We start from the raw sequence: 22064 nt of genomic DNA, 5'->3' as shown, positions 1-22064 counted from the left end.
GGCGCCGAGACGGCGGGAGCGACTCGGCGTCTCGGATCGATCCTGCGCGCGAGATCGGCGTGCGCGCCGAGGACTTCTACTCCTGCACGACGGCGAATAGGGTGGTCCCGGGGAGGGTTCCGGTGTCCCCGTGGAGGAAAGGACCGCCATGCGTGCGCACTGGCCTCTCGCAGTGGTCGCAGCCGCCGCGATCGTCTTGGGCGGGGGCGCGGCATCAGCGATCGCGGCGGACCCGGTCGCCTTGGCGAGTTCGCGAGTGCTGGATCAGTCCGACGCCCTGACTGCGGCGCAGGAGGCGTCGGTTCAGGAGCGCCTGAGCGCGGCTGCCTCCTCCGGCATCGACCTCTGGGTCGTGTATGTGGACCAGTTCACCAATCCGAGCGATCCGGAGGAGTGGGCCAACCAGACAGCGCGCAGCAACGGGCTCGGCCCTACGCAGTATCTGCTCGCGATCGCCACCGGCGGCCGTCAGTTCTATCTCTCGGGCGACACCGCCGGCCCGGTCAGTTCCGACCGGCTGTCCGCGATCGAGCAGCAGCAGATCCTGCCCGAGCTGCGCGAAGAGAACTGGGCGGGAGCAGCGACAGCGGCCGCCGATGGACTCGAGAGCGCGGTCGGCGGCGGGATCGGAGGGACAGAATCGGGAAGCTCCTTCCTGCCCGCTCTGCTGATCCTCGTACTCGTGGCGCTCGCCGCGCTCGTCGTGTGGCTCGTGGTCCGCTCGCGCCGAAAGGCGACGATCCCCGTGCGCGCCGGCGCCGTGTCAGCGCCCGACGAGCTCAGCCAGCTGTCACCCGCCGATCTCGCGCGGCGCGCTGCTTCGGCCCTCGTCGACACCGACGACGCGGTCAGGACCAGCGAACAGGAACTCGGGTTCGCCGAGGCGCAGTTCGGCGCCGAGGCGGCGGCCGAGTTCCACACGGCCATCGCACACGCGAAAGAGGACCTGAGCCGGGCGTTCGCCCTCCGTCAGCAGCTCGACGACGACGTCCCCGACTCCGAGGACGCAGCGCGCCAGTGGAACGCCCAGATCCTCGAACTGTGCGCGCACGCCAACCACGAGCTCGATGAGAAGGCGGAGGCATTCGATGAGCTGCGCAAGCTCGAGCAGAACGCGCCTGAGGCGCTCGGTCGCGTCCAGGCGCTGCACGCCACAGTCGCCGATGCGCACGACGGCGTCGGCCCCCGCCTGACGGCTCTTGCGCAGAGCTACGCGCCCGAAGCGCTCGCCACGGTCGCCGACAACCCCGACCAAGCGGCGCAGCTGCTGAGCTTCGCCGACGAGCAGCTGCGCGCAGCCCAGTCGGCCATCGGCGCCGGCGACGGCGCGCGCGCCGCGGTCGGCATCCGTGCCGCCGAAGACGCGATCGCCGAGGCGAAGCGACTCCAGGATGCCGTCGACAAGCTCGGTGCCGATCTCGCGCAGGGCGATCAGGACGCGGCCCGCCTGCTCGCCGACATCGACACCGATCTCGCCTCGGCCGGCGCACTCCCCGATCCCGACGGACGGCTCGCCCCCGTGATCGCGGCAACGCGTCAGCAGGTCGACGCAGGCCGCGCTCTGCTCGCCGGAACGGCGCGACGGCCGCTGCACGCGCTGGAGGGCCTCACCCGCGCGAACGAGCAGATCGACGCTCTGCTCGACGGTGTCCGCGACAGCCGGCAGAAAGCGGAGCGCGCGACTCAGCAGCTCGGCATGCTCCTCACTCAGGCGCAGGGTCAGGTCTCGTCCGCGGAGGATTTCATCACTTCTCGCCGTGGCGCGATCGGCGCCCGGGCCCGCACCCGGCTGGCCGAAGCGGAAACGTCGCTCATCCAGGCCCGCCAGCTGCAGCAGAGCGACCCCGCGCAGGCCCTGACGCACGCGCAGCGGGCGAACGACCTCGCAGCACAAGCCATCCAGTACGCGCAGAACGACGTCGGCGCCTTCCAGGGCGGCGGATCGGGTGGCAACAGTGGCAGTGGCGGCAGCATGATGAACGCCGTGCTCGGCGGAATCCTCATCAACTCGCTGCTCGGCGGCGGCGGTCGCAGCTCGGGCGGCATGTTCGGAGGAGGCGGCGGCAGCATATTCGGGGGCGGAGGCGGCGGCGGCGGTCGCAGCCCTGGCCCCGGCAGCTTCGGCGGAGGCGGCACGCGCGGTCGCCGCGGAGGAGGACGCTTCTGATCACCGGCAGCCCGCCTCCGATGCCGGCATCCGCCGGACACTCCCATCCACTCGAAAGAAAAGGAACACCGATGGCAAAGCAGTCCATTTTCGGTCGCATCTCGACGCTCATGAAGGCGAACATCAACGGCATGCTCGATTCCGCGGAGGACCCGCAGAAGATGCTCGACCAGCTCGTGCGCGACTATACCAACAACATCGCGGATGCGGAGTCGGCCATCGCCGAGACGATCGGCAACCTCCGGCTCCTCGAACGTGATCACGAGGAAGACGTCAAGGCCGCCACCGAATGGGGCAGCAAGGCCCTCGCCGCCAGCAAGAAGGCCGACGAGCTGCGGGTCGCCGGCCACACGGTCGACGCGGACAAGTTCGACAACCTCGCCAAGATCGCGCTGCAGCGACAGATCAGCGAGGAGAACGAGGCCCGCGCGCTCGCGCCCTCGATCGCCGCGCAGACCGAGGTCGTCGACAAGCTCAAGGACGGCCTCAACGGCATGAAGGGCAAGCTCGAGGAGCTCCGGGCGAAGCGCTCCGAGCTGCTGGCTCGCGCGAAGTCGGCCGAGGCGCAGAACAAGGTCCACGACGCAGTCAAGTCGATCGACGTGCTCGACCCCACGAGCGAACTCGGGCGTTTCGAGGACAAGGTCCGCCGCCAGGAAGCCCTTGCCGCCGGCAAGGCCGAGATCGCGGCGTCGAGCCTCGATGCGCAGTTCTCGTCACTCGAGGATGTCGGCGAACTCACCGAGGTCGAGGCGCGCCTGGCCGCTCTGAAGGCCGGCGGAGTGAGCTCGGCGGCGATCGAGCAGTAAGGCCGGCGATGCGCGGCGCCGGGATCGCCGAACCGGCGCCGCGACGACGGCGGACGCCCGCCGCGCGAGAGGATGGACCCGTGACGCGTTACCTTGTGGTTCCCCAGTGGCAGGGCTCCCCCTCCGCGCGAGCCATGCACTTGATCGACGGCGCCGAAGCGATCGCCGGAGACCTGCCGCGAGCAGCGACGACTCGGGTCAAGGTGCCGATCGAGGCGGGCGAACCGCTCGGGACCGACATCCGCCGGTTCAGCGCGGTGCACCGCGTCGCCGAGACCGTCACGCACACCCTCGCCGGCTCGGACGAGCCGGCCGTCGTCGTCGGCGGTGACTGCGGGATCGCCATCCCGGCGATCGCACACGCCGCGCTGCATCACGATGATCTCGCGGTGATCTGGTTCGACGCGCACGCCGACCTCCATTCGCCGGAGTCCAGCCCCTCCGGCGCCGTGGCCGGCATGGCGCTGCGCGCGACCTTCGAGCCCATCGATCTGCCGTCCGGCGGAGTGACGCAGAGTCGTGTCATCCTCGCGGGCGCCCGCGAGTTCGACGACGCGGAATGGGAGTTCATCAGCGGATCGGGCCTGCGCGCACTGACCATCCCAGAACTCGCCGACCCGGCCCCGCTCGTCGCGGCCGTGGCCGCAACGGGCGCCGCGTCGATCTACATCCACGTGGACCTGGATGTGCTCGATCCCGCGGTCCTCGATGGACTCGCGCTCCCGGTGCCTTTCGGCTTGTCTCTCGAGCAGCTCACCGCCGCGATCGCCGCGGTCCGCGGCGAAGCCCGATTGGCGGGTGCATCGATCGCGGGATTCGCGCCCTCCTCTCCCGCCGCGGCCATCGACGACCTCGGCACGATCCTCCGCGTTCTGGGCGCGCTCAAGTGAGCGTCACGCCCCCCACCGGCTGGCGGGAACGTGCGCAGCGTGCGGTCGTGCGTGGCGCGAGGGTGGATGCCCTCATCCCCGCCTTCCTGCTGGACTCCTCCTTCAGCCGCGTCGGCTGCTGGTGGGGCACATCGGTCGGCTGGGTTTGGGGGTCACTGTGGTCGACCGGCCGCGTCGAGCGCCGTGCGGGGCTCTGGGTCTTCGCCGGCATGCCGAACTGGACGTTCGGTCGCGGCGGCGTCTGCGTGGGCGGCTGCTTTCTCACCGGCGACGCCCAGGTCAGCGACGCCGTGCTGCGGCACGAAGCGGTCCATGCACGCCAGTGGCGTCGCTACGGGTTCCTGATGCCGATCCTCTACCTGCTCGCCGGGCGCAATCCGTTGACGAATCGGTTCGAGATCCTGGCGGGCCTGGAGGACGGCAACTACATCCGGTGATCCGAGGTCAACTCGCTGATCACGATGTCTCAGGGGACCCGCAGGAGCACCCGTCGCAGCTCGACGATCTCGGCATCACTGAGACCATGAGCGCGCAGATACTCGACGGGTGCACCGTACCGATCGCTCAGGTCGGCGAGCATCCCCCGCATCACCGGCGCCGGTGATCGTGTGGCGAGATCCTCGAGGTGGACGGCGTCCGGATGCAGTCGTCGAAGGAACGACACGACGCTCTCGTTGCGTTCGGCAGGGAGCAGGGTCTCGGTCAGCGCATAGTCGGCGATGACCGCCTCTTCATCGACGCCGACCGCGGCGAGGATGAGGGCGACCGTCACACCCGTTCGATCCTTGCCGACCGTGCAGTGCACGAGCACGGGCTGATCGACCAGGACCGCGCGCACCACGTCGACGATGCGATCGGCCGCACCCTCGACGAGCCCCCGGTACATATCGGCGAGCGACACGTCATGGGCGAAGAACGATGCTGCGGATCCGAGGAAGAGCGGCGCCCGCACCGTATCGATCTCGAGCCCGTCGATCCGGCTCGGGTCGCGAATCAGCTCGTCGTCCTCGCGCAGGTCCACGATGCGGCGCAGACCCAGAGCCGTCAGCGCGTCGCGACCGTCCGCCTCGAGCCGGGCGAGGTTCCCCGAGCGGAAGAGGACGCCGTCGCGGGTGACGGACGCGCCGGCGGGCAACCCCCCGATGTCGCGGAAATTGAGCGTTCCCGGAACGCTCACGCCGTGGACCCGTGCCGCCGCGGAACCGGGTACCTGCCGGCGATGGTGACCCGATTGAACGCGTTGATCGAAACCAGCAGCCAGCTGAGCGCGACATACTCCTGCTCGGTCAGGATGCCGCCGACGCGATCGTAGACCTCGTCGGGAATGCCCTGCTCATGGATGAAGACGTACGACTCGGCCAGCTCGAGCGCCGCCCTCTCCCGCGCACTGAAGACCCCCGACTCCCGCCACACGGCGATCTGCGCGATCTCATCCGCGGCAATCCCGGCGGCGACGGCGCGATCTGCGTGCACGCGCACGCAGTACGCACATCCGTTCAGCTGCGATGCGTGGATCAACGCGATCTCCCTGAGTCGTGCGTCGATCCCCGCGTCGGCCGCGAGGGTGGCGACCGTCTGCGAGAACGCTTCGAGCGCGTCATACGCGGGACGAGCCGAGCGGGAGAGATGCACGCGACGTTCCTGGGTCATTACATCAGCCTACGGCCGGGTTCCCGCCCCGCTGCGGGATGGGCCACAATAGCCGGATGAACGAGTTTCAGTTCCTTCCCGACCAGGCGCGTGACATCGGCACGGACCGCATCCCGCCGGTCCGCCGCCTCACTCATGAGCTTCCGGACGGACGCACCGTCAGCGCTCTGCAGTACGGTGATGCGCTGAGCTCTGATTTCCCTCCGCCGGTGGTGACCTTCCTCCACGGCGCCGGGCTGAACGCCCACACATGGGACACGACCGCGATCGCGCTGGGGCTGCCGGCCCTCGCGCTCGATCTCCCCGGCCACGGCGATTCGTCCTGGCGCACGGACGCCGCCTACGCCGGCCGGCCGCTCGCGGAGGACATCGTGGGAGCCCTCGAAAAGTGGTGCGAGACGCCGCAGGTGCTGGTCGGGCAATCGCTCGGCGGGCTGACGGCGGCGGCGCTGGCGGCCTCCCACCCCGACCTCGTGCGTGAGCTCGTCGTCGTCGACATCTCGCCCGGCATAGATCCGAACGCGGGCGCCAGCCAGATCGCGGCCTTCTTCGCCGGCCCGACCGATTGGGCGAGCCGGGAGGAGCTCGTCGAGCGGGCCATGCAGTTCGGTCTCGGCGGCACGCCGGAAGCTGCGACCCGCGGGGTCTTCCTGAACTCGCGCGTGCGCCCCGACGGCCGCGTCGAATGGAAGCACCACTTCGCGCACCTCGCCGCTGCGATGGCGGCGGATCCGGTGGCCGCACAGGCCGCTCTCAGCGGTCAGGATGCGCTGCGGAGCGTACTGACGGCATCCGGCTGGGATGACCTCGCCGCTGTCCGCGCACCGATCACCCTGGTGCACGGCGAGCGCGGATTCCTGACGGAACAGGATGTCACCGACTACCGTGCATACCGGCCGGATGCGGTGACCATCGCGGTTTCCTCGGGCCACAACGTCCAGGAGGAAGCTCCCGCCGAGCTCGCCGAGATCGTGGCGGCCGTCGTCTCACGGGCGTGATCCCGTACACGGATGATGACACGGATGCACACGGCATCGCGCGCGGAGCCTAGGCTGATACGCGCACCCGAGTCCGCAGAGTGTGCCGCTCCAGCTACGGCGCACTCCTGCTCCCTGCGAAAGGACCCCCCTCATGCTTCGCCGAACCACCCTCGCCGCGGCCGCGCTGCTCGCGGCCGGCGCCCTCGTGCTGACCGCCTGCGCGGGCGGCACGGATCCCACAGCCTCCAGCACGAGCGGAACAGCCGATCCTGATGCGTCCGTGGTGATCCGGCTCGTCGCCGAGCCGGGGAACCTCGACATCCGTGAGACCGCGGGTGCGGCGCTGGATCAGATCCTGATCGACAACGTGTACCAGGGACTCGTCTCGCGGACGGCCGATCAGGAGGTCATTCCCGCCCTGGCGAGCGACTACGACGTCTCGGCCGACGGTCTGACCTACACCTTCACCCTGCGCGAGGGCGTCACCTTCCACAACGGCGAACAGCTCACCCCCGAAGACGTCGTCTGGTCGCTGCAGCAGGTCAAGGACACCGACACCTACCGCGACTCGGCACGCCTCGCGCGCGTGAGCACGATCGCCGCCGACGGCCAGACGATCACGGTGACCCTGAGTGAGCCGGACTCGACCCTCCTGTGGAACCTCACCGGCCGCGCAGGCCTCGTGTTCAAGAAGGACGACACGATCGACCGGAAGACGGCCGCCAACGGCACGGGCCCCTACGCGCTGACGGAATGGAAGCAGGGCGATTCGATCACCTTCGCGCGCAACGACGCCTACTGGGGCGATCAGGCGCAGGTGGCCGAGGTGGTCTTCGACTACATCCCGGACACGCAGGCGGCGCTCAACGGCGCACTGGCGGGCGAACTGGACGTGCTCACCGGTTTCGACGCGAACCTCACCAGCCAGATCGAGGCCGGCGGCGATTTCGCCGTCACCCTCGGCAAGTCCACCGACAAGGGCACGCTCGCGATGAACTCGGCGAAGGCGCCGCTGGACGACATCCGCGTGCGCCAGGCGATCCGCCAGGCGATCGACAAGAACGCGATCGTCGAAGCGCTCGCTGCGGGCCAGACCCAGTACGGTCCGATCCCCGAACTGGACCCGGGCTACGCGGACCTCGAGTCCGTGGCACCATTCGACCCGAGCGCCGCCGAGAAGCTGCTGGCCGAAGCGGGCGCCGAGGACCTCACCCTCACGCTCACCATCCCGTCCTTCTACGGCACGACCGTGTCGCAGATCCTCGTCTCGAACCTGAACGATGTGGGCATCACTCTGAAGGTCGATGCCGTCGAGTTCTCGGCGTGGCTCCAGGATGTCTACATCAACAGAGACTACGACCTGAGCTTCGTGCTGCACACCGAAGCGCGCGACTTCGAGAACTGGGCGAACCCGGAGTACTACTTCACCTACGACAATGCCGAGGTGCAGCAGCTGTTCTCCGACTCGCTGTCGGCCACCGACGAGGCAGTCGCCGCCGAGCTTCTTCAGAAGGCGGCGAAGATCGTGTCCGAAGACATGGCCGCCGACTGGCTGTACAACGGCGCCTCCGTCGTCGCGATCGCCTCCGGAGTCACCGGGGTGCCGACCGTCAACACGAACGAGCGCCTGAACCTGACTGAGTTGGTCAAGAGCGCGGGGTGATCCGCTACGCACTGACACGACTGGCCCTGCTGCTGCTGGGCCTGCTGGTCGCCAGTGCGCTGATCTTCCTCACCCTGCGGATTCTTCCCGGCGATGTGGCACAGCTCATCGCCGGGATCAATTCCACGCCCGAACAGGTCGCGGCCATCAGGGACCGCCTCGGTCTCGGCGCGCCGCTGCCGACGCAGTACGCCGACTGGATCGGCGGGGTGCTGCGCGGAGACCTGGGCACGTCGCTGCTCACGGGAGCGCCCGTGTCAGCCGAGCTCGCGCAGAAGGCGCAGGTGACGATTCCGCTCGGGGTCATGTCGCTCACGGTCGCTCTGCTGATCGCCCTGCCTTTCGGAGTCCTGTCCGCGATGCGCCGCGGCCGCCCCGACGGTACGGTGCTCAGCGTCGGAGCACAGACGCTCGCCGCCGTGCCGGTCGTGTGGGCCGGCATGATGCTCGTCCTCGTGTTCGCGGTCTGGCTCGGCTGGCTGCCCGCGCAGGGCTTCCCACGCGATGGCTGGTCGAATCCCGGTCTCGCCGTGCGCTCGCTTCTCCTGCCGGCCATCACGATCGGCGTCGTCGAGGGCGCGATGCTGCTGCGCTTCGTGCGTTCAGCCACGCTCCAGGCGGTCGGGCAGGACTTCGTCCGCACGGCAGCGGCGAAGGGACTCACACGCAATCAGGCCCTCGTACGCCACGGACTGCCCACGGTCGGCCTGTCGATCATCACGGTGCTGGGGCTGCAGGTCGCCGGCATCATCGTGGGGGCGGTCGTGATCGAGCAGCTGTTCGGTCTGCCCGGTGTCGGGCGGATGCTGGTCGCCGACGTCGGCAGCCGAGACCTGCCCAAAGTGCAGGGTGAGCTCCTCGTGCTGACGGGGTTCGTACTCGTCGTCGGCTTTCTCGTCGACCTCATCCACCGGGTCATCGACCCGCGGCAGCGGGAGACGGAGTGACGCCTCGACCAGTTCCGGCGCCGGGTGGCGACACCCGGCCCGAGTCCGGTGCGATGCTGCGATACTCGTGGCTCGCACGGCTCTGGGAGCAGTCGACAAGCCGGTTTGGCATCCTCGTGGTGGCAGTCGTCGGCCTCGTCGCCCTGGTCAGCGCGTTCTGGCTCCCGTACGATCCCCAGAGCGTGGACATCGCCAATCGCTGGACGGCGCCCGGGTGGCCGCACCTCCTCGGAACCGACGGATCTGGCCGCGACATCTCCAGTCTCCTGATGGCCGGGGCGCGCACGACCGTGTGGGTCGCCCTCGGCGCGGGCGTGATCGCGACGCTCATCGGCCTCGCCCTCGCCGCGCTCGGCGCGCTGACCGCACGGTGGGTGCGCGAGGGTGTCGCGGTGCTGGTCGACATCCTCATCGCATTTCCCGTGCTGCTGATCGCCATGATGATCTCGGCCGTCTGGGGCGGGTCGCTCTGGGTGGTGATCGTGTCGGTCGGCATCGGCTTCGGTGTGAACATCGCCCGGGTGACCCGGCCCGAGCTCCGCCGCGTCCTGCACAGCGACTTCGTCCTCGCCGGTCAGGCGAGCGGCCTCACGCCCTGGCAGAACCTGTGGCGCCACCTGCTCCCCAACGTCGCACCGGTGTTCATCGTTCAGCTGTCATGGGCGATGGCCGTCGCCGTCCTGGCGGAAGCGGGCCTGTCCTACCTCGGGTTCGGGGCGCCACCGACCGAGCCCTCGTGGGGACTGCTGCTGGCCGAACTGCAGTCGTACATCTCCGTCTACCCGCTCACCGTGGTGTGGCCGGGGCTCGCGATCACCCTCACCGTGTTGGGCCTCAACCTTCTGGGCGACGGTCTTCGCGACGTGACCGACCCCACCCTCTCCCGCCGGGGCGCAGCCGCGCGAACACACATGCCGGCCGTGGTCGCATGAGCCTCCGAGTCCGAGACCTGACGATCGACATCGCCGGCACTCGCGTCGTCGACGGCGTTTCGTTCGACGTGCCCGACGGCGCGCGCGTGGGCCTGATCGGAGAATCCGGATCGGGGAAGTCCCTCACGGCGCTCGCGCTGGTCGGGCTTCTCCCGGAGGGCGCCGTCGCCGGCGGGAGCATCCAGTGGAACGACCGCGAGCTGCTCGGCACCCCCGATCGCGAGCTGGCTCGCCTGCGCGGGAAAGAGATCGGAATCGTCTTCCAGGAACCACGGACCGCGCTCAACCCCATCCGCACGGTCGGGCGGCAGATCGCCGAGTCGATCCGCATCCACGAAAAAGTCGGGCGCCGCGACGCTCTCACCCGCGCGGTCACGGAAGCAGAGCGGGTGCACCTTCAAGACCCGGTGCAGATCGTCAGGCGGTATCCGCACCAGCTCTCCGGCGGTCAGCGCCAGCGGGTCGCGATCGCGATGGCACTGGCCTGTCGTCCACGACTGCTCATCGCCGACGAGCCCACCACGGCACTCGACGTCACGATCCAAGCCGAGATCCTCGATCTGCTCCGCACGCTGGTGACACGAGAGGGCATGTCGCTCGTGTTCATCACTCATGATCTCGCGGTCCTTTCCCAGGTCGCCACCCACGCAGTGGTACTGGAGGAGGGACGTGTGGTCGAATCCGGGCCTCTGACGACGCTGTTGACGGCGCCGACCTCGCCGGTGACGCAGGGACTCCTCCGCGATGCGACCGCAACGCTCTGGCGACCGGGAGGCTCGGCATGACCGAGACCCTGATCCGCGGGCGCGCGCTGACCCGCCGGTTCCGGGCGTCGGCCCGGGGTCTGTTCGAGCGCCCGACCTTCACAACGGCGCTTGACGATGCCGATATCGACGTGCGCGCCGGATCGGCGGTCGGGATCATCGGCGAGTCCGGATCGGGCAAGTCGACGCTCATCCGTCTCCTCCTGGGCCTGGACACTCCCACCTCGGGATCCGTGGAAGTCGCCGGGCGCGCGGTGGACGCGCGCGCTTCCGCCCGCGATCTGCACTGGCTGCGTCAGCAGACCGGCATCGTCTTCCAGGACCCGTACGCCTCTCTGGATCCGCGAATGAACATCGGACGCACCGTCGGAGAGCCGCTGTGGGCACTCGGAATCCCCGGCGACCGCCGGGCCCGCGTCGGCGAGGTGCTCTCGCAGGTGGGACTCGCACCCGACATGGCCGCGCGGTATCCGCACGAGTTCTCCGGCGGCCAGCGTCAGCGCATCGCGCTCGCGCGCGCGATCGTGCATCGGCCCCGCATCCTCGTCGGTGACGAACCGCTGTCGGCGCTGGATGTGACCGTTCGCGCCCAGATCCTCGAACTTCTCCGCGACCTGCGCCGCACCGAGCAGCTCACGCTCGTGATGGTCTCGCACGACATCGGCGTCGTGCAGAACCTCTGCGACGAGGTCATCGTCATGGCGGAAGGCCGCATCGTCGAGGAAGGTCCGACCGAGAAGGTCCTGCTGCAGCCTCAGGTCTCGTACACGCGGCGGCTGCTGGCCTCGATCCCGATCATCGATCCGCGCTGAGGATCCGATGCGGGTCGGGGGTCGAGGTTAGCCTGTGGCCATGCACGCGATCGTCCCTCCCTATCTGCTGTCCCGCCTCGCGGCCACTGAGGAGGAGCGCCTGGTTCGGGCTGCCGCCGCGGCGCGCGCGACGCTCGCCGCACCGCGCACCTACCTTCCCGTGCGAGCGGCTCCGGATCTGTCCGCAGCCGGTCGCGAGCTCGTCGCAGAAGCGTCGTCCACACCGGACCGGGTCATCAGCGACGCGCAGAATCGCGAGAGCCTTCCCGGAATCCGCGTGCGCGGGGAGGAAGATCCCGTCAGCGCTGACGCTGCCGTCAATCAGGCGTTCGATGGACTGGGCGCCACGTTCGCGCTGTACTGGGAGGCGTTCGAACGCTCGTCGATCGACGACGAAGCAGGTCCGCTGCCGGCCACGGTGCACTTCGGCGACCGCTACGACAACGCCTTCTGGAACGGAGAGCGCATGGTCTTCGGGGACGGTGACGGTGAGGTTTTCGCGGGCTTCACGCAGTCTCTGTCGGTGATCGCCCACGAACTCACACACGGGGTGATCGAGAATTCCGGGGGTCTCGAGTACTCCGGGCAGTCGGGTGCGCTGAACGAATCGCTGGCCGATGTGTTCGGCGCTCTCACCGAACAGCATGCCGCCGCGCAGACGGTGACCGAGGCGTCGTGGCTGATCGGCGAGGGAATCTTCACGGACGCCGTACAGGGCGCCGCACTGCGCTCCCTGAGCGCGCCGGGCACCGCCTACGACGACGACGTGCTGGGCCGCGATCCGCAGCCGGCGCACATGCGGGACTTCGTGGTCACCGACGCCGACAATGGCGGCGTGCACATCAACTCCGGCATCCCGAACAAGGCCTTCCACCTGGTCGCCATGGCGCTCGGGGGGAATGCCTGGGACCGCGCGGGACACATCTGGTATCTGGTCATGACGGCCGGGACGCTGAGCCGCACGGCGGGTTTCTCGGCGTTCGCCGCAGAGACCCTCGCGGTCACGACGCGGGAGTACGGTGGTGGATCGGAGGAGGTCGACGCCGTCCGCGCCGCGTGGATCGGTGTCGGCGTGATCGAGGATGCCGGATGAGCCTGAGCGCGCAGAGTCCGCGCCGCCCGTGCCGCTGTCGGTGGTCGTGAAGCGTTCGGGCGGCGTGGCCGGAGTGACGCGGCAGTGGCGAGTGGACGCGGTCGCAGACGAATCGTCAGCATGGGAAGAGCTCGTCGACCGATGCCCCTGGGGCACACCGAAGCACGCGGCGCCGACCGGCGCCGACCGATTCTGGTGGACGGTGTCGGCGCACCGCGGCGACGACCGTCGCCGTGCGGAGCTCGCCGAGTACGAGATCGACGGACCGTGGAAGGTCCTCATCGATGCGGTACGGGGCGCCGCCGGCGCCGAGCGCGCGGGTTCAGCGGGTGCGCCGCCCGAAGAGTGAGCGCTTCTTGCGGCTGTGCAGGTGCTTCTGAAGGTAGATCGTGCCGATCGAACGACCGAACTTGAACCCCACTCGGCCCATTCGGCCGACCTCGACGAAGCCGAGCCTGTTGTGAAGGGCGATGGACGCCTCCGCCCCCCGATCACTGATGACGGCCACCATCTCTCGGATGCCGAGTTCTTCGCACGCCGCGATCAACGCCTCCAGGAGCGCCCGGCCGAGCCCCTTGCCGGTGGCCGCGTGCCCGAGGTAGATCGAGTTCTCGACCGTGTACCGATAGCCGGATTTTCCGGTCCAGGGTGCGACGAGTCCGTAGCCGAGGATCTGCCCCGTCGGAGAGACGGCCACGAGGAACGGCAGCGCGAGCTTGTGCAGAAAGTCGAACTTGTCGAGCCACTGCTGGTGCGACCACTTCTTCTCGTCGAGGGTGACGACGGAATTGGTGACGTAATAGTTGTAGATCTCACGCACATACGGCATGTCGGTGCGCACCGCGGGGCGGATCTCATAGGCGAACGGATGCTCCGCCTCACGTCGCCGCAGGTGTGGCGGGACACGGCGACGCGACTTCTCGTATTCCTCTTCGAGCATGCGGATCAGCCTACGCGCCGGGCTCCGCGGGCGGGAGGCGCCAGTCGATCGGGGATGCCCCGAACCCGACGAGCGCATCATTCGCGCGCGAAAACGGCCGGGAGCCGAAGAACCCGCGCCGCGCCGACAGCGGAGAGGGATGGGACGAGGCGATGATGTGGCTTGCGCCGAGGAGCGGCCGCAGGCTCTCGGCATCCCTTCCCCACAGGATCGCGACGAGCGGTTCGGGGCGGGCGACAAGGGCGCGGATCGCGTGCGCGGTGACGTTCTCCCACCCCCACCCCCGGTGGGAACCCGGGGCGCCGGGCGCAACCGTGAGGACACGATTCAACAGCATGACGCCCTGGTCACTCCACGCCGACAGGTCGCCGTGCGCTGCACGCGGGATGCCCAGATCGCCCTCGAGCTCTTGATAGATGTTCGCCAGGCTGCGCGGCAGCGGGCGAACGCGCGAATCGACCGCGAAGGACAGACCGATCGCATGGCCGGGGGTGGGATACGGATCCTGGCCGACGATGAGGACCTTCACGGCGGACGGAGGGCGGGCGAAAGCGCGGAAGATGGCGTCGCCCGCGGGCAGATAGACGCGGCCTGCGGCCGTCTCGGCACGCAGCCGATTGCCCAGCAGTTCGATCTGGGCAGCCACGGGCGCGAGCGCCGCAGCCCAGTCGGGATGGATCGTCCGAAACCACCGGTCGCTCTCGCTCGGTGCGCTCACGCCGCCTCCTTCTCGCGGATGTCAGCCTATGTCGCTGACGGGTCACGATGGACGCGACCCTAGACTGGTCGCCGTGTCCACGCCCCCCTCCGCGGCCCTCCGCACCTCTGCCCTGGGCATCACCGCGGGCCTGATCGGCTGGTTCATCGTCGTCGAGATCGTCAGCGGCATCCTCCAGGGGTACTACGTGCCGCTGTTCAGCGACATCGTGGTGACCCTCGGCATCCACGATTCAGACGTCAACTGGTTCGAGGCCGCACAGCTGCTGCTGTCGGCGCTCGTCGTGCCGATCCTCGCGAAGCTCGGCGACATGTACGGTCACAAGCGCATCCTGCTGATCGCGGCCGTGCTGACAGCCGGCGCGACGTGGTGGCTTGCTTTCGCGACCTCGTTCTGGAGCTTCCTGATCGCCTGGGCGCTGCAGGGCTTTTACGTCGTGTGGCTGCCGCTGGAGATCGCGCTCATCTTCGAGCGCGGACGTGCGCAGCAGCGAGGCGTCTCGATGACGCGGCGCGCGGCGGGCCTGCTCGTCGTCGGCCTGCAGGCGGGCGCGATCATCGGCGCGCTCGCGGCCGGCCGGATCTTCGCCGCCACCGGGCAGAACCTCAGCGCCACGCTGATCGTGCCGGCGATCGCCGTGACACTTGTGACGGTCGTGATCTGGATCGGGGTGCCCGAGTCGACGCCCGAGCCCGGACGCAAGCTCGACACCGGCGGGTTCGTGCTGCTGGCGATGGCCTTGCTCCTGGTCACCAGCGCGCTCACGTTCCTCAGGTTGAACGGGCCCGCTGCCGCGTGGGTCTGGCTGCTGCTCGTCATCGGCATGGCCGGCTTTGCGCTGTTCGGCTGGTTCGAGCTCCGGCAGAACGATCCCGCGGTGGACATCCGCGTGCTCCGACGCCCCGAGATGTGGCCCGTACAGGCGACCGCGTTCCTCGTGGGCATCAGCCTGCTGGGCGCGCAAGGGCCTCTGTCGACCTACGCCGGCACAGATCCCGCGCTCGGGTATGGCCTCGGGCTCGATGCCACGGAACGTTCGAACCTCATCGGCGTCTACCTCGTCTCGCTCATCGTCGGCGCAATCGTGTTCTCCGTGACCTCACGGCGCGCCAGCCCGCGCGTCGTGCTGATCGCCGCGGCCCTGCTCGTCGGGATCGGCTACGCGTTGTTCCTGCCTTTCCATCTCGACGTGTGGCAAGTGGTCGTCAACCTCTCGATCGCTGGACTCGGATGCGGGGCGCTCGTCGGAGCGATGCCCGCCGCCGCCGCGGCGGCGGCTCCTCGCGGGCAGACCGGCATCGCATCCGCGCTGACCAACACGACCAAGACGATCGGCGGAACGTTCTCGTCGGCGGTGTTCGGTGTCGTTCTCGCCGCGGGGGCGGGCGTCGTCGCGAGCGAGACCGCGGCATCCCTCGGCGGATACCTCACGGTCTGGGGGATCTGCGCAGCGGGCGGATTCTTCGCGGCCATACTCCTGGTGTTCGTGCCGAAGGTGGCTTTCGCCGACGCGCCGCCGGCCTGAACGCGGGCGCCGACTGCGCGCGATGGCCGAGCGATGCCAGACCCCGGTGGATAGGTGAGCTCCGCCCGCGCCGAGAAGCTGGCGTGAGGCGGTCCGGGATGACCGCGCGGGCTCTCACGCTCCATCTGAGCAATGGGCGACCGGACCACGGCGCTCGCCGCACGCAACGGGGCCGAATGGGCGACTTTCCCACCCGGGCCGGGGCCCGCCCGCAGGGAACCCGTCAGCCGCGGGGAACCAGTGGGCCACGGGCCAGCAGGTGCTGAGCGGATTGCGCGACGGGGCGCATCGTGACCAGGTCCAGGTTGACGTGGCCGGGTGCATTCAGCGCGTAGCTGATGACGTCCGCCACATCTTCCGCGACCAGCGGCCGCTCGACGCCCTCGTAGAGCTTCCCGGCGCCGGCCTGATCGCCGCGCAGCCGGTTCAGAGTGAACTCCTCCGTGAAGACCATGCCGGGGGCGATCTCGGTCACGCGGATCGGCTCGCCGTTGAGTTCGAGTCGGAGCGCGTGGGCGAGCATCGCCTCGCCGGCCTTGGCGGCGTTGTACCCACCGCCGCCCGGATAGGCGACCTGTGCCGCCGTCGAGGTGACGTACAGCGTGTCGGCGTGACCTCCTCCGCCTGAGATCGACCTGCGCAGCAGCGGCAGCAGCGCCGTGGTGACCAGCTGCGCCGCGAGCACATTGACCTCGAACATCCAGCGCCAGTCGGCGGGACGGGCATCCTCGATGCGATCCGTGCCCCGGGCGCCGCCGGCGATGTGCACGAGCGCGTTCACGGACCCCGTGGATGCCAGATGTTCGGCGAGCGCAGCGACATCGCCCTCATCGGTGAGATCGGCCGCGAACGACACCGATCCGACCTCGGCGTCGAGCGCTTCGAGCCGCTCCGCGCGGCGCGCGACGCCCACGACATCCCATCCGGCGCTGCGGAGAGCCCGCACCGTGGCCTCGCCGATCCCCGAACTCGCCCCTGTGACCACTGCGCGTCTTGAAACCATGACCACTACGCTACCCGGAGCCCGCGTTACGTCACATTTCCCGCGGGTTGTCGAAGCCGGTGCCGGGCCGTACTGTCGTTGGAGTCGTCGGCATCCGCCCCGGCACCCCGAAAATCGCAGGAGCCTTACCATGTCCGCACCCGAGAACTGGCGCTTCGAGACCACGCAGATTCACGCCGGCGCCGCTCCGGACCCCGTGACCAAGGCACGCGCGACCCCGATCTACCAGACGACCTCCTACGTCTTCGACAGCGCCGACCACGCGGCCAATCTGTTCGCGCTCGCCGAGTTCGGCAACATCTACACCCGCATCCAGAACCCGACGCAGGCCGTCGTCGAAGAGCGCATCGCCGCGCTCGAGGGCGGTACCGGAGCGCTCCTGGTGGCCAGCGGCCAGGCTGCCGAGACGTTCGCCGTGCTCAACATCGCCGAGGCCGGTGATCACATCGTCTCGTCGAGCTCGATCTACGGCGGAACGTACAACCTGTTCAAGTACACGCTGGCCAAGCTCGGCATCTCGGTCACTTTCGTCGAGAACCAGGATGATGTCGAAGAGTGGCGCCGCGCCGTGCAGCCGAACACGAAGCTGTTCTTCGCCGAGACGATCGGCAACCCCAAGATCAACATCCTCGACATCCGGACCGTCGCTGACGTCGCGCACGAAGCCGGTGTTCCGCTGATCGTCGACAACACGATCGCAACTCCGTATCTCATTCGCCCGTTCGAGCATGGTGCCGACATCGTGGTGCATTCGGCGACGAAGTTCCTCGGGGGTCACGGCACCGTGATCGGCGGCGTCATCGTCGACGGCGGCACGTTCGCATGGACGCAGCACTCCGAGCGCTTCCCTGGGCTGACGACCCCCGACCCCTCGTACCACGGCGCGGTCTACACGGATGCCGTCGGCGACGGTCTCGCCTACATCATCAAGGCGCGCGTGCAGCTGCTGCGCGACCTCGGCGCCGCCATCTCGCCGCAGAGCGCGTGGCTGCTGATCCAGGGCATCGAGACGCTGTCGCTGCGCATCGAGCGCCACGTTCAGAACGCGCAGGAAATCGCCGAGTGGCTCGAGAACCATGATGACATCGCGAGCGTGAACTACTCCGGCCTGCCCACCTCACCCTGGTACGCGGCGGCCAACCGCTATGCCCCGAAGGGCGTCGGCGCCGTGCTGTCGTTCGAGCTGAAGGGCGGCGTGCAGGCAGGGCGTGAGTTCGTGAACTCCCTGAGCCTGTTCAGCCACCTCGCGAACATCGGCGACGTCCGATCGCTCGTGATCCACCCGGCATCCACGACGCACTCGCAGCTCACGCCCGAGCAGCAGCTCACGACGGGTGTGACGCCTGGCCTCGTGCGCCTGTCGGTCGGCCTCGAGAATGTCGAAGATCTCAAGGCCGACCTGGATCAGGCGCTCAGCGCCGCGCGGCGCCTCACCGAGTCCGCGCGCGCCTGATCCCTCCCGCTGCGGCCCGCGGAGTCCGCAGACCCGCCGGGCGACGTAACACGGCGCCGCATCTGCGCGCGTGCCGGGAGAATGGATGCCATGGACTGGCAGACCTCCGAAGACACAGTGCCCAGCGCACCGATCACGGAGGCCGATGCGCGCCTGCTCCGCGGTCGCCCGCCCACGACGGGCGCGTGGCGCGACGGCGATCCGTCGGGCGACAGGCACTTCGCCGCCTTCGGCGCGTTCAGGACTGAGAGCGGACAGGAGCTTCCCGGCATCCGTCTGGCGTACGAGACCTGGGGGGAGCTCAACGTCGCGCGCGACAACGCTGTGCTGATCCTTCATGCCCTCACCGGCGACAGCCACGTGCGGGGGCCGGCCGGTCCCGGTCACCCCACGGCGGGCTGGTGGGGCGACACCGTGGGACCCGGTGCGCCGATCGATACGGATCACTGGTTCGTGGTCGCCCCGAACATGCTCGGCGGATGCCAGGGTTCGACCGGCCCGTCCGCCATCGCGCCGGACGGCTACGAGTGGGCGTCGCGCTTCCCGTACCTCACGATCCGCGATCAGGTCGCCGCGCAGGTGCGGCTGGCCGATGCCCTCGGCATCCAGGTCTGGGCCGCGGTCGTCGGAGGATCGATGGGTGGGATGCATGCGCTGGAGTGGGGCATCGGCGAACCCGACCGGCTGCAGCGGCTCGCCGTGCTGTCTGCCCCGCCGACGACGACCGCCGACCAGATCGCGCTCAACGGGGTGCAGCTGGAGGCCATCCGGATGGACCCACGCTTCGCGAACGGCGAGTACTACGACTCGGACGACGGCGACGGCCCGCACCGCGGGCTCGCGCTCGCGCGACGGATGGCCCTGCTGAACTATCGGAGTCCGACCGAGCTCAATCAGCGCTTCCAGCGGTCGTGGCAGTCGGGCAAGAGTCCCCTCGGGCACGGCGGCCGGTTCGCGGTCGAGAGCTACCTCGACTTCCACGGCAACAAGTTCACGCGACGCTTCGACGCGAACAGCTACATCACGCTGGTCGAGGCGATGGACGCGCACGACGTCGGCCGCGATCGCGGGGGCATCGAGGACGCCCTGGCGCGAGTTCAAGCAGAAACCCTCGTCCTCGGCATCGACAGCGACCGGCTGTTCCCGGTCGATGGTCAGCACCGTGTCGCCCGCGGCATCCGCACGACGATCGACGACGATGCCGTGGTCCTCAGCAGCGACTTCGGACACGACGGGTTCTTGATCGAAACCGCCGCCGTCGGGGCGCACCTGCGCCGGCTGCTGGAGTCCTGACCCGGGGCAGCGGCGAGCACGGACCCGGATTCAGGCCGTCGCTACCCGTCGAGTTGCTCGATCGCTCGCTCCAGCCGCTCGAGCTTCCCGTCGAGCTCGCCCGTGCGGCCAGGCCGGATATCGGCCTTCAGCACGAGGGAGATCCGCGACCCGAACGGCAGCACGGCTTCGGTCGCCGCTTTGACGACCGCGAAGACGGCATCCCACTCTCCCTCGATTTCGGTGAACATCGACGTGGTGCGGTGCGGGAGGCCCGACGAGCGGACGACCGCGACGGCTGCCGCGACGGCATCGTGGACCGAGCCGTCGGTCGAGCCGCCCCCGGATGGGGCGACGGAGAAGGCGATCAGCATGAGGACTCCCGAGGTTCAGCGGATGAGGGCGTGGCGGGGGCGGACGGTGTGCGGAGCAGCCGGACCAGTCGTACGAGCATCCAGACGAAGAGCGCGACGAGGGTGGCGTTGCGGAAGGTCAGGATCGCGACCGGCAGGAGCGCAGGCGAGAGGATGCCGTCGTACAGCAGCGGGTACACGAGCTGCGTCGCCAGCGCCGCCACGAGTGCGACCGTGGCCGGCAGCACCCAGCGACGCCTGTCGATCACCAGGCCCAGGGCCATCGGCGGAATGAGCCAGGTGAGATACTGCGGCGACCCGACCTTGTTGAAGACGATGAGAGCGGTCACCAGTGCCAGCGACAGCGGCGGAAACAGCGCCGCAAACCGCGCGCCGCGCGCGGCCGCCCACCCGCCGAGCAGTGCGACGGCGGCCGCCACGACCGCGAGGATCGGCGTCATGGCGGCGATCACGGGGTCGATGTCCGCACCGGTGACCTGGAAGGCCACGATCCCCGGATCCCAGTAGACCCAGAACCCGTCGAGGCCCAGGAGCGCGCCCCAGAGGTAGGGCGTACCGACGACCGCTTCGACCTGCAGGCCCCGCGCACTCTGCTCCGCCAGAAAGCCGAAGGCGTGCTCGGCGCCCCCGGCGAACGCGATCGCAGCCAGGGTGAGCACCGACACGGCGACCGCGCCGCCGATCATCGCTCCTCGCCGCCGCACGGCGATGAGCGCTGCGGCCAGCACCGCTGCCGGCCACACCTTGATCCACGTGGCGACGGCCATCAGGATCGAGGCGAGCCACGGCCGGCCGACGAGCCACAGGCACGCTATCAGCACGAGGGGAACCGTGAACCCGTCGAGCCGGTAGAGACCGACCGGTCCGAGCAGCGCGGTGTAGGCCAGCCAGAACCACGCCGCCGTCGTGCGCCCGGCTGAGCGGGCCGCGCCGACGAGGACCGCGAAGGCGACGGCGTCGACGAGCGTCACCAGGATCGCCCACCCGACGATGTAGCCGCTGATCCACGCGAACGCGTGAGCGAGGATCATCGGGGCCAGCGCCAGCTGGGGGTACACCCATTCCTCGGTGACCCCGACCACGCCCGCGCCCGTGAGCGCCTGCGCCGACCAGGGATCGTACACGTTGTACACGTCGCCCATGGGCCCGTTCGGCATCAGGAAGCCGAGCCACGCGACACCGAGGTGCACGGCGGCGAACGCAACCCACAGCACGACTCGCCTCGACACCCACCCATCCTAGGGACGGGGCTCTGCGCCCCGGCGTGACTCGAGCACCCTCCCGATGACGGATGCCGTCTCTTCGGCGACCTCCAGGGCCACGAGCGGGCCGCCCCCGTGGCGCCGGGATGCGGCCGCCCCGGCGCGGCCGTGCAGCCAGGCGGCGCTCGCGGCGCACGCGAACGGGTCGCCACCGCCGGCCAACAGCGCACCGAGTATTCCGGCGAGCACATCTCCGGTGCCCGCCGTCGACAGCCACCGCGCGCCGCTGGTCACGGTGCGCAGCGCCCCGTCCGGACCCGCGATGATCGTCGTCGCACCCTTGAGGAGAACGACACCGCCCACACGAGCGGCTGTCTCGCGCGTAGCAGCGGCGCGCTCGGCGTTGCCGGGCATCCCGAGCCGCGCACGCAACGCCGCGTGCTCGCGATCGTGCGGGGTCAGTACCAGGGGTGCCGTGGCGGCGCTGACGAGATCGAGTGCGCCGGCATCCACCACGACCGGCGCCTCCCCGGCGAGGATCCTCTCCAGCGCAGCGCTCTCATCAGAGCTCCGGTGCGCGGCATCCATCCCCGAGCCGGCGACCCAGGCCTGCACGCGCCCAGCGGCGGTGACCGTCTCGGGTCGACGTGCCAGCACCAGGGCGCGGGCGGGCCCGAGGTAGCGGACCATTCCCGCACCCGCGCGCCAGGCCGCCTCGACGCCCAGGACCGCCGCCCCCGGATAACGCGCCGATCCGGTGAGCAGACCCACGACCCCTCGGGAATACTTGTCATCAGCGTCGGTCGGCGCGCGCAGGAGCGCGGCGACGTCGGCGTGAGTCCACTCGGTGCCGGCAGTCATGGCGCCACC

23 protein-coding genes are annotated in these 22064 nt (G+C 69.5%); 15 read left to right on the top strand and 8 right to left on the bottom strand.

Going from position 1 to position 22064, the window contains the following annotated elements; all coding sequences use genetic code 11:
- Positions 1-148 precede the first annotated feature (148 nt).
- The 4 genes from QZV81_RS03180 (at position 149) to QZV81_RS03165 (ending at position 4303) form a co-directional block, all read left to right on the top strand.
- A complete protein-coding gene (locus tag QZV81_RS03180) occupies positions 149-2167 on the top strand; it encodes a TPM domain-containing protein (protein WP_292832386.1) in 2019 nt (672 codons plus the stop codon).
- A 71-nt stretch (positions 2168-2238) separates the two neighbouring features.
- Positions 2239-2976 (top strand): PspA/IM30 family protein, encoded by a 738-nt coding sequence (locus tag QZV81_RS03175; RefSeq protein ID WP_292832383.1) that lies wholly within the window; start codon positions 2239-2241, stop codon positions 2974-2976.
- An 80-nt stretch (positions 2977-3056) separates the two neighbouring features.
- Positions 3057-3866, top strand: coding sequence for an arginase family protein (locus tag QZV81_RS03170; protein WP_292832380.1), 810 nt, complete (start codon positions 3057-3059; stop codon positions 3864-3866).
- Positions 3863-4303 (top strand): Fe-S oxidoreductase, encoded by a 441-nt coding sequence (locus QZV81_RS03165; protein ID WP_292832376.1) that lies wholly within the window; start codon positions 3863-3865, stop codon positions 4301-4303. The genes QZV81_RS03170 and QZV81_RS03165 overlap by 4 nt, the downstream gene beginning before the upstream one ends.
- A 29-nt stretch (positions 4304-4332) precedes the next feature.
- Here QZV81_RS03165 and QZV81_RS03160 read toward each other — a convergent pair whose 3' ends face one another.
- Positions 4333-5043, bottom strand: coding sequence for a tyrosine-protein phosphatase (locus tag QZV81_RS03160; protein ID WP_292832374.1), 711 nt, complete (start codon positions 5041-5043; stop codon positions 4333-4335).
- Positions 5040-5516, bottom strand: a complete 477-nt coding sequence (locus QZV81_RS03155) for a carboxymuconolactone decarboxylase family protein (protein WP_292832371.1) — start codon at positions 5514-5516, stop codon at positions 5040-5042. Before QZV81_RS03155 ends, QZV81_RS03160 begins: the two co-directional genes overlap by 4 nt.
- A gap of 56 nt (positions 5517-5572) precedes the next feature.
- Here QZV81_RS03155 and QZV81_RS03150 point away from each other — a divergent pair, with 56 nt between their 5' ends.
- The 8 genes from QZV81_RS03150 (at position 5573) to QZV81_RS03115 (ending at position 13056) form a co-directional block, all read left to right on the top strand.
- Positions 5573-6514, top strand: coding sequence for an alpha/beta hydrolase (locus QZV81_RS03150; protein ID WP_292832368.1), 942 nt, complete (start codon positions 5573-5575; stop codon positions 6512-6514).
- A 133-nt stretch (positions 6515-6647) separates the two neighbouring features.
- Positions 6648-8159, top strand: a complete 1512-nt coding sequence (locus tag QZV81_RS03145) for an ABC transporter substrate-binding protein (RefSeq protein WP_292832366.1) — start codon at positions 6648-6650, stop codon at positions 8157-8159.
- Complete coding sequence (locus QZV81_RS03140; RefSeq protein WP_292832364.1) at positions 8156-9106, top strand: ABC transporter permease; 951 nt, start codon at positions 8156-8158, stop codon at positions 9104-9106. Before QZV81_RS03145 ends, QZV81_RS03140 begins: the two co-directional genes overlap by 4 nt.
- A 53-nt stretch (positions 9107-9159) precedes the next feature.
- Positions 9160-10038: an ABC transporter permease gene (locus tag QZV81_RS03135; protein ID WP_292832362.1), complete on the top strand. Its 879-nt coding sequence runs from the start codon at positions 9160-9162 to the stop codon at positions 10036-10038.
- A complete protein-coding gene (locus QZV81_RS03130) occupies positions 10035-10823 on the top strand; it encodes an ABC transporter ATP-binding protein (protein WP_292832359.1) in 789 nt (262 codons plus the stop codon). Before QZV81_RS03135 ends, QZV81_RS03130 begins: the two co-directional genes overlap by 4 nt.
- Positions 10820-11614 (top strand): ATP-binding cassette domain-containing protein, encoded by a 795-nt coding sequence (locus QZV81_RS03125; protein WP_292832356.1) that lies wholly within the window; start codon positions 10820-10822, stop codon positions 11612-11614. The genes QZV81_RS03130 and QZV81_RS03125 overlap by 4 nt, the downstream gene beginning before the upstream one ends.
- Positions 11615-11654: 40 nt before the next feature.
- Positions 11655-12707: a M4 family metallopeptidase gene (locus tag QZV81_RS03120; protein WP_292832353.1), complete on the top strand. Its 1053-nt coding sequence runs from the start codon at positions 11655-11657 to the stop codon at positions 12705-12707.
- Entirely contained in the window at positions 12697-13056 is a 360-nt protein-coding gene (locus tag QZV81_RS03115; RefSeq protein WP_292832350.1) for a protealysin inhibitor emfourin, read from the top strand. The genes QZV81_RS03120 and QZV81_RS03115 overlap by 11 nt, the downstream gene beginning before the upstream one ends.
- On the opposite strand, the gene QZV81_RS03110 is transcribed toward QZV81_RS03115, so the two are convergent.
- Both QZV81_RS03110 and QZV81_RS03105 read right to left on the bottom strand, forming a co-directional pair.
- On the bottom strand, positions 13030-13647 hold the full coding sequence (locus tag QZV81_RS03110; protein ID WP_292832347.1) for a GNAT family N-acetyltransferase: 618 nt from the start codon (positions 13645-13647) through the stop codon (positions 13030-13032). The two genes, QZV81_RS03115 and QZV81_RS03110, sit on opposite strands and share 27 nt — an antisense overlap.
- 10 nt (positions 13648-13657) lie before the next feature.
- Positions 13658-14365, bottom strand: a complete 708-nt coding sequence (locus tag QZV81_RS03105) for a uracil-DNA glycosylase (RefSeq protein ID WP_292832344.1) — start codon at positions 14363-14365, stop codon at positions 13658-13660.
- Between the two features lie 73 nt (positions 14366-14438).
- On the opposite strand from QZV81_RS03105, the gene QZV81_RS03100 reads away from it, so the two are divergent.
- Complete coding sequence (locus tag QZV81_RS03100; protein WP_292832341.1) at positions 14439-15890, top strand: MFS transporter; 1452 nt, start codon at positions 14439-14441, stop codon at positions 15888-15890.
- A 223-nt stretch (positions 15891-16113) separates the two neighbouring features.
- Here the strand turns inward: QZV81_RS03100 and QZV81_RS03095 are convergent, their stop codons facing one another.
- On the bottom strand, positions 16114-16893 hold the full coding sequence (locus QZV81_RS03095) for an SDR family oxidoreductase (RefSeq protein WP_292832338.1): 780 nt from the start codon (positions 16891-16893) through the stop codon (positions 16114-16116).
- Between the two features lie 130 nt (positions 16894-17023).
- On the opposite strand from QZV81_RS03095, the gene QZV81_RS03090 reads away from it, so the two are divergent.
- Positions 17024-18346 carry a bifunctional o-acetylhomoserine/o-acetylserine sulfhydrylase gene (locus QZV81_RS03090; RefSeq protein WP_292832335.1) on the top strand — a complete coding sequence of 441 codons (1323 nt, stop codon included), beginning with the start codon at positions 17024-17026 and terminating at the stop codon, positions 18344-18346.
- Between the two features lie 90 nt (positions 18347-18436).
- Entirely contained in the window at positions 18437-19639 is a 1203-nt protein-coding gene (locus tag QZV81_RS03085; RefSeq protein ID WP_292832332.1) for a homoserine O-acetyltransferase, read from the top strand.
- 41 nt (positions 19640-19680) lie between these two features.
- On the opposite strand, the gene QZV81_RS03080 is transcribed toward QZV81_RS03085, so the two are convergent.
- The 3 genes from QZV81_RS03080 to QZV81_RS03070 are packed head-to-tail and all read right to left on the bottom strand — an operon-like array spanning position 19681 to position 22055.
- Positions 19681-19992 carry a thiamine-binding protein gene (locus QZV81_RS03080; protein ID WP_292832330.1) on the bottom strand — a complete coding sequence of 104 codons (312 nt, stop codon included), beginning with the start codon at positions 19990-19992 and terminating at the stop codon, positions 19681-19683.
- Positions 19986-21221 (bottom strand): glycosyltransferase 87 family protein, encoded by a 1236-nt coding sequence (locus tag QZV81_RS03075; protein WP_292832327.1) that lies wholly within the window; start codon positions 21219-21221, stop codon positions 19986-19988. Before QZV81_RS03075 ends, QZV81_RS03080 begins: the two co-directional genes overlap by 7 nt.
- A 9-nt stretch (positions 21222-21230) precedes the next feature.
- Positions 21231-22055, bottom strand: coding sequence for an NAD(P)H-hydrate dehydratase (locus QZV81_RS03070; protein WP_292832324.1), 825 nt, complete (start codon positions 22053-22055; stop codon positions 21231-21233).
- Positions 22056-22064: the final 9 nt, after the last annotated feature.

This window comes from Microbacterium sp., from assembly GCF_011620665.1.
Classification (GTDB): Bacteria; Actinomycetota; Actinomycetes; order Actinomycetales; family Microbacteriaceae; genus Microbacterium.
Note: the sequence above shows the minus strand (reverse complement) of the source record. Positions and strands in the feature narration are given on the sequence as shown.